Here is a 6,114-nt window from a genome sequence, read left to right on the forward strand (position 1 = left end):
GGCCTTGGCCTTGATGTCCCACAGCGCGGTGTCCACGGCGGCGATCGCGCTCATGGTCACCGGCCCGCGCCGCCAGTAGGCGCCCCGATACAGGTACTGCCAGATGTCCTCCACCTGATGCGGGTCGCGCCCGATCAGGCACGGCGCCACATGGTCTTCCAGGTAACTCGCCACGGCCAGCTCGCGGCCGTTGAGGGTAGCGTCGCCGATGCCAGTCAGGCCCTCGTCGGTCTCGATCTTCAGCGTCACGAAGTTGCGTCCCGGGGAACACACGATGACGCGCGCGGCGGTGATCTTCATGCTCTCTCCTGTGTGGTTCTTGTCGATTTTTCCCGACCCTTACATGACCGCGCCCAGCGACCATGGCACGAACTCGTTCTGCCCGTAGCCATGCAGCTCGCTCTTGGTCTTGCGCCCCGACGCGGTCTCCAGCATCAGCCGGAAAATCTGTTCGCCCTTCTGCGCGATGCTGGCGCCACCGTCGGCGATATCGCCGCAGTTGATATCGATGTCCTCGGCCTGCCTTTGCCACAGCGCGTTGTTGGTCGCCAGCTTGAGCGAGGGCGAGGGCGCGCAGCCGTAGGCCGAGCCGCGCCCGGTGGTGAAGCAGATCAGGTTGGCGCCGCCCGCCACCTGGCCGGTGGCCGAGACCGGGTCGTAGCCAGGCGTATCCATGAAGACCAGGCCGCGCGCGCGCACCGGCTGGGCGAACTCGTAGACCTCGACCAGGTTGGTGGTACCGCTCTTGGCCACCGCGCCGAGCGATTTTTCCAGGATGGTGGTGAGCCCGCCGGCCTTGTTGCCGGCCGAGGGGTTGTTGTCCATGCTGCCGTGGTTGCGCGCGCAATAATCTTCCCACCAGCGGATCCGGGCGAGCAGGCGCTCGGCCACCGCGGGCGACGCCGCGCGGCGCGTCAGCAGATGCTCGGCGCCGTAGATCTCAGGGGTCTCGGACAAAATGGCGCTGCCGCCGTGGCGCACCAGCAGATCCACGGCCGCGCCCAGCGCGGGATTGGCGGTCAGGCCGGAGTAGCCGTCCGAGCCACCGCACTGCAGGCCCACGGTGATGTGGCTCGCCGGCACCGCTTGCCGGTGCACGCGGTTGGCATCGGCCAGCAGCGCCTGCACGATGGCCACGCCACGCGCCACCGCGCTGGCGGTGCCGCCGCTGTCCTGGATATTGAACGCATGCAGGCGCGGGCCGCCAGCCATGCCGGCGAGCTGCTCCTCGGCCAGCAGGCCATCGATCTGGTTGGCCTCGCAGCCCAGCCCCACCACCAGCACCGCGGCAAAGTTCGGGTGGCGTGCGTAGCCCGCCAGCGTGCGCCGCAATACACGCAGGTTCTCGCCCTCGCTATCGGTAGCGCAGCCCGCGCCATGGGTGAGCGCCACCACCCCGTCGACGTTGGGAAACGCCGCCAGCGCCTGCGGGCGGAGCTCGCGCCGGAAATGATCGGCAATGGCGCGCGCCACCGTGGCGGAGCAGTTCACCGAAGTGAGGATGCCGATGTAGTTGCGGGTGGCGATGCTGCCGTCCGCCCGTTTGATGCCGTCGAAGCTGGCGGGTGCGTCAACGTATTCGGTAGCGCGCGCGTCAGCGCCGGCAGCGTATTCGCGCGCGAACTCGCCCATGGCCAGGTTATGCGTATGCACGTGCTGGCCCGGCGCGATGGGCTGGCGCGCGAAGCCGATGATCTGGTTGTAGCGCCGCACCGGCGCGCCCGCGGCAATGGCGCGCACCGCCAGCTTGTGCCCGGGTGGCACCAGGCTGGCCACGGTCACGCCCTCGGCGGCGATGACGGTGCCCGGCACCAGTTGCCGGCAGGCGATGACGATATCGTCGGCAGGGTGTATGCGGATGACGGCGGGGGCATTGGCAGTGGCATTAGCGGCTGGCATGCTGGCTCCGGGCGGGTGGCTGGGATGAAAGGGCTGGGACAAACTGAAACGAGCTGGCATGCGTAAGCTGTGCCGCCTCAGTTCGACCAGCCCCCATCGATCACCTGCGCCGTGCCCGTGGTGAATGCCGATTCATCCGAGCCGAGGTACACCGCCAGCGCGGCGATCTCGGCGGCGCTGCCGATGCGCCCCATCGGCTGACGCGCCACGAAGGCGGCCTCCACCTCGGCAAGGCTCTTGCCCCCGTCGCGCGCCTGGTCCGCGATGCGCTGGCGCAGCGAGGGCGACTCCACCGTGCCGGGGCAGATCGCGTTGCAGCGGATGCCGTGGCCGATGTAGTCCGCCGCCACCGACTTGGTCATGCCGATCACCGCCGCCTTGGTGGCGCCGTAGACGAAGCGGTTGGGCGCGCCCTTGATGCTGCCGGCCACCGACGCCATGTTGACGATCGAGCCGCTGCGCTGCGCCACCATGGCGGGCAGGAAGGCGAATGGCGCGCACGTTCAGGTTCAGCGAGAAATCGAAGGCCGCTTCGTCGCACTCCAGGATGGTGCCGTGGTGCACGAAGCCCGCGCCGTTGAACAGGATATCGAGTGCGCCGGCCTGCGTCGCCGCGGCTTGCACCGCGGCGCCGTCCGTCACGTCCAGCCGCAGCGTGGTGCAGCCAGGCTGGCCGGCCAGCGCCTCGAGCAGGTGCTCGTTGATATCGGCGGCGATCACGCGCGCGCCTTCACGCAGATAGGCTTCGGCGGTGGCGCGGCCAATACCCTGCCCGGCCGCGGTGACAAGGGCCAGCTTGCCGGCGAGTCGTTGCGTCATCAGTCATTCTCCATGAGCGGTTCCGGCCACGTTTGCGTGGCCGGTGAAATCATCAGGAAACCAGCGCGCGCGCCACCGTGCGGCGCCCGATCGCGGCCCAGTCCCATTCGATGCCAAGGCCCGGCGCGTCCGGGGCGATGGCATGGCCGGCCTCGATGCGCACGCTGCTGGCCGCAATCTCGTCCAGCTGGGGGATGTACTCCACCCATGCCGCGTTGGGCACCGCCGCGCATAGCGACACATGCAGCTCCATCAGGAAGTGCGGGCAGATCGGCAGGTTGTGGGCTTCGGCCAGGTGCGCCACCTTGAGCCAGGGCGTGATGCCGCCAATGCGCGCCACATCGGCCTGCACGATCCCGCAGGCGCCCTGGCGCACGTACTCGGCAAACTGGCCGGGCGAGTACAACGACTCGCCCACCGCGATCGGCACGGAGGTGGACGCGGCCAGCCGCGCGTGTCCGCCGATGTCGTCGGCCGGCAGCGGCTCCTCGAACCACGCGATGCCCAGCTCGGCGTAGCGCGGCGCGCGCCGGATGGCCTCGGCAGCGGTGAAGCACTGGTTGGCATCCACCATCAGCTCGAAGCCCTCGCCAACCGCGTCTCGCACCGCCGCGAGACGCGCCACGTCCTCGCTCGCCCGCGCGCGGCCCACCTTCAGCTTGGCGCCGCGAAAGCCCGCCTCGCGCGCCGCCACGGCCTCGCTCACCAGCGTGTCGGCATCCAGGTGCAGCCAGCCGCCTTCGGTGGTGTAGACCGGCACGCGCGGTTGCGCCCCGCCGGCGGCAAGCCACAGGGGCTGGCCGTCGCGGCGGCAGCGCCAGTCCCACAGCGCAGTGTCGATGGCGGCCAGCGCCAGGCTGGTGATGGCGCCGACCGAGGTGGCGTGCGTGGCGAACAGCAGCTCGCGCCAGATCGCCTCGATCAGGGCGGGATCGCGCCCGATCAGGCGCGGTGCCAGGTGATCGCGCAGCAGCGCCATCACCGATGAGCCGCCGGTGCCGATGGTATAGGCGTAGCCCGTGCCCTCGGAGCCATCGTCGCAGCGGATGCGCACCATGGGCGTCTCCTGCGTGACGAAGGACTGGATAGCGTCGGAGCGCGGCACGCCACCAGGTTCGGCAGCCACAGCGTGATCGCCGGGAAATAGGTGATGGCGATCAGCGTCAGGAACAACGGCACCAGCCACGGCAGGATGGCCACGGTGGTGCGCTCCACCGACAGCTTGGCCACCCGTGCCAGCACGAACAGCACCATGCCCAGCGGCGGATGCAGCAGGCCGATCATCAGGTTGAGCGTCATCACCAGCCCGAAGTGGATCGGGTCGATGCCGAGCTTGAGCACGATGGGCAGCAGGATCGGGACCAGGATGGTGATCGCCGCCGTGGTGTCGATGAAGCAGCCCACGATCAGGATCAGCACATTGGCCAGCAGCAGGAACACCCACTTGTTGTGGGTGAAGCCAAGGATGGCGTCGGACAGCATCTGCGCGGCCTGGCTGGTGGTGAGCAGCCAAGCGAAGATCGATGCCGCGGTGACGATGAACAGCACCGATGCGGTGGTCTCGATGGTGTCGAGCGTGGCCTTGGCCAGCGAGCGCAGCGTCATGGAGCGGTAGCGCACCAGCCCGAGGAACAGCGCCCAGATCACCGCCGCCACCGCGGCCTCGGTGGGCGTGAACCAGCCCAGCGTCATGCCGCCGATCAGGATCACCGGCGCCATCAGCGCCATCACCGCGGAGAAGTCGAAGTACCAGTCCAGCGCCAGCAGCGCCACCAGCGCGATCAGCGCGGCCACGTTGGTGGACACGCCGAAACGCGTCATCAGCCAGATCGCCAGCGGAAAGGCCAGCACCACCGCGATCTCGATGCTGGCGTTGCCCAGCAGCTTCCAGGAGAACGCTGTGTCGCTGCCCCAGCCGCGGCGGTGGGCGAACCACGCCACCGTGCCCATCATGAACAAGGTCAGCACCAGGCCCGGCACGATGCCGGCCAGGAACAGCGAGCCGATCGACACATTGGCCATCATGCCGTAGATCACGAACGGCAGCGACGGCGGGATGATGGGCCCGAGCGTGGCCGAGGCCGCCGTCACACCGACCGCGAACTCGGTCTCGTAGCCGTGGTCCTGCATGGCCTTGATCTCGATGGTGCCCAGGCCCGCCGCATCGGCAATGGCGGTGCCCGACATGCCGGAGAAGATCACCGAGCCGATGATGTTGACGTGGCCCAGCCCGCCGCGCATCCAGCCCACCAGCGCCACGGCGAAGTTATAGATGCGCCCGGTGATGCCGGCCACGTTCATCAGGTTGCCGGCCAGGATAAAGAAGGGCACGGCCAGCAGCGGGAAGCTCTCCACGCCGGCAATCATGCGCTGCGCCAGGATCACGTCCGGCACCGTGCCGGAGGCCCAGATATACAGCAGCGAAGCCACCGCCATCGCGATGGCGACCGGCATGCCCACCAGCATCAGCAGCAGGAAGGAAACAATCAGGATCCACATGGCGGCGCACTCCGGGTTAGTCGTCGCTGGTCTCGAACGCCTCGGGGCGCTCCAGGATGGAAAAGCCCTGCGTCCAGTTCTGCCAGGTCACCTGGCAGGAGCGCAGGCACATCAGGACGAAGCCGGCCAGCACCAGGTAGTAGATCCAGCTCTTGCTCCACTCGATGGTGGTCATCGGCTCGTCGCCCACCACCAGGATGTAGCGCCAGACCAGCCAGCCGGCATAGCCAAGAAAGGCGGTGCGCCCGATGTCCACCAGCGTGGACAGCACGCGCGCAGGGGCATGCGGCAGGTAGCGGTAGATCAGGTCCACCTGGATATGGCGGCTCTTGCGCACGCACATGGCGGCGCCGATGAACACCACGCCGATCAGGCAATAGGTGGCCAGCTCCTCGGTCCAGGCCAGCGAGTCGTTCATCACGTAGCGGGTGAAGAACTGCAGGAAGACCAGCGCCGTCATGAGCCAGAACAAGCCCATCGTGAACCAGTCCTCCGCGGCGTAGCCGGCGAGGTCCACCGCCTTGTTGTCCGCCTCCTCGAAGCTGTGCGCCAGCTCCGCGACGGTGGCCAGTTGCGGCATGCCGCCTGAGGTCTCGCCAGCGATGGCCTGCGCGGGCAGGTCATCGTCGAGCCGGGAACGCATTTCCATGGTGTTACTCCGCAAAGACTGTGATCTGCCGTCTGTCGTCTGCCATCTGCCATCCGGTGCTTGCAAAGCCGGCCCCCGCCGCCGCCCCGCTCACTGCACCGCCTGGATCTTGTCCCAGTCGGCCTTGCGATAGCCCTGCGATTCGAAGCTCACGTTCCTCAGCACCGCGTCGCGGTACTCCGGCACATTGATGTCGGTGACCGTCACGGTCCCTTTTGCTTGAATACCGCCACCAGTTCCTTCTCGCG

The 6,114-nt window shown here is 68.2% G+C and carries 4 protein-coding genes and 2 pseudogenes; all 6 read right to left on the reverse strand.

Translation table 11 applies throughout. The features are described from left to right. Positions 1–300: pseudogene (locus OR16_RS38570) on the reverse strand (bifunctional D-altronate/D-mannonate dehydratase); the annotation flags it as partial. A 39-nt stretch (positions 301–339) separates the two neighbouring features. Continuing rightward, positions 340–1,899: a UxaA family hydrolase gene (locus OR16_RS38575; RefSeq protein ID WP_006164762.1), complete on the reverse strand. Its 1,560-nt coding sequence runs from the start codon at positions 1,897–1,899 to the stop codon at positions 340–342. Positions 1,900–1,976: 77 nt separating this feature from the next. Beyond that, a pseudogene (locus tag OR16_RS38580) lies at positions 1,977–2,718 on the reverse strand (SDR family oxidoreductase). A 52-nt stretch (positions 2,719–2,770) separates the two neighbouring features. After that, positions 2,771–3,775 (reverse strand): mandelate racemase/muconate lactonizing enzyme family protein, encoded by a 1,005-nt coding sequence (locus tag OR16_RS38585; RefSeq protein ID WP_006164765.1) that lies wholly within the window; start codon positions 3,773–3,775, stop codon positions 2,771–2,773. Then, positions 3,697–5,217 (reverse strand): TRAP transporter large permease, encoded by a 1,521-nt coding sequence (locus OR16_RS38590; protein ID WP_006164766.1) that lies wholly within the window; start codon positions 5,215–5,217, stop codon positions 3,697–3,699. Before OR16_RS38590 ends, OR16_RS38585 begins: the two co-directional genes overlap by 79 nt. A gap of 16 nt (positions 5,218–5,233) precedes the next feature. Beyond that, on the reverse strand, positions 5,234–5,866 hold the full coding sequence (locus tag OR16_RS38595) for a TRAP transporter small permease (RefSeq protein WP_006164767.1): 633 nt from the start codon (positions 5,864–5,866) through the stop codon (positions 5,234–5,236). Between the last annotated feature and the right edge of the window lie 248 nt (positions 5,867–6,114).

The organism is Cupriavidus basilensis OR16 (assembly GCF_000243095.1).
GTDB lineage: Bacteria > Pseudomonadota > Gammaproteobacteria > Burkholderiales > Burkholderiaceae > Cupriavidus > Cupriavidus basilensis_D.

Bases quoted from the DNA above. Each gene is read 5' to 3' on its own strand.
- OR16_RS38575 (WP_006164762.1), bottom strand. From the start codon at position 1,899: ATGCCAGCCGCTAATGCCACTGCCAATGCCCCCGCCGTCATCCGCATA.
- OR16_RS38585 (WP_006164765.1), bottom strand. From the start codon at position 3,775: ATGGTGCGCATCCGCTGCGACGATGGCTCCGAGGGCACGGGCTACGCC.
- OR16_RS38590 (WP_006164766.1), bottom strand. From the start codon at position 5,217: ATGTGGATCCTGATTGTTTCCTTCCTGCTGCTGATGCTGGTGGGCATG.
- OR16_RS38595 (WP_006164767.1), bottom strand. From the start codon at position 5,866: ATGGAAATGCGTTCCCGGCTCGACGATGACCTGCCCGCGCAGGCCATC.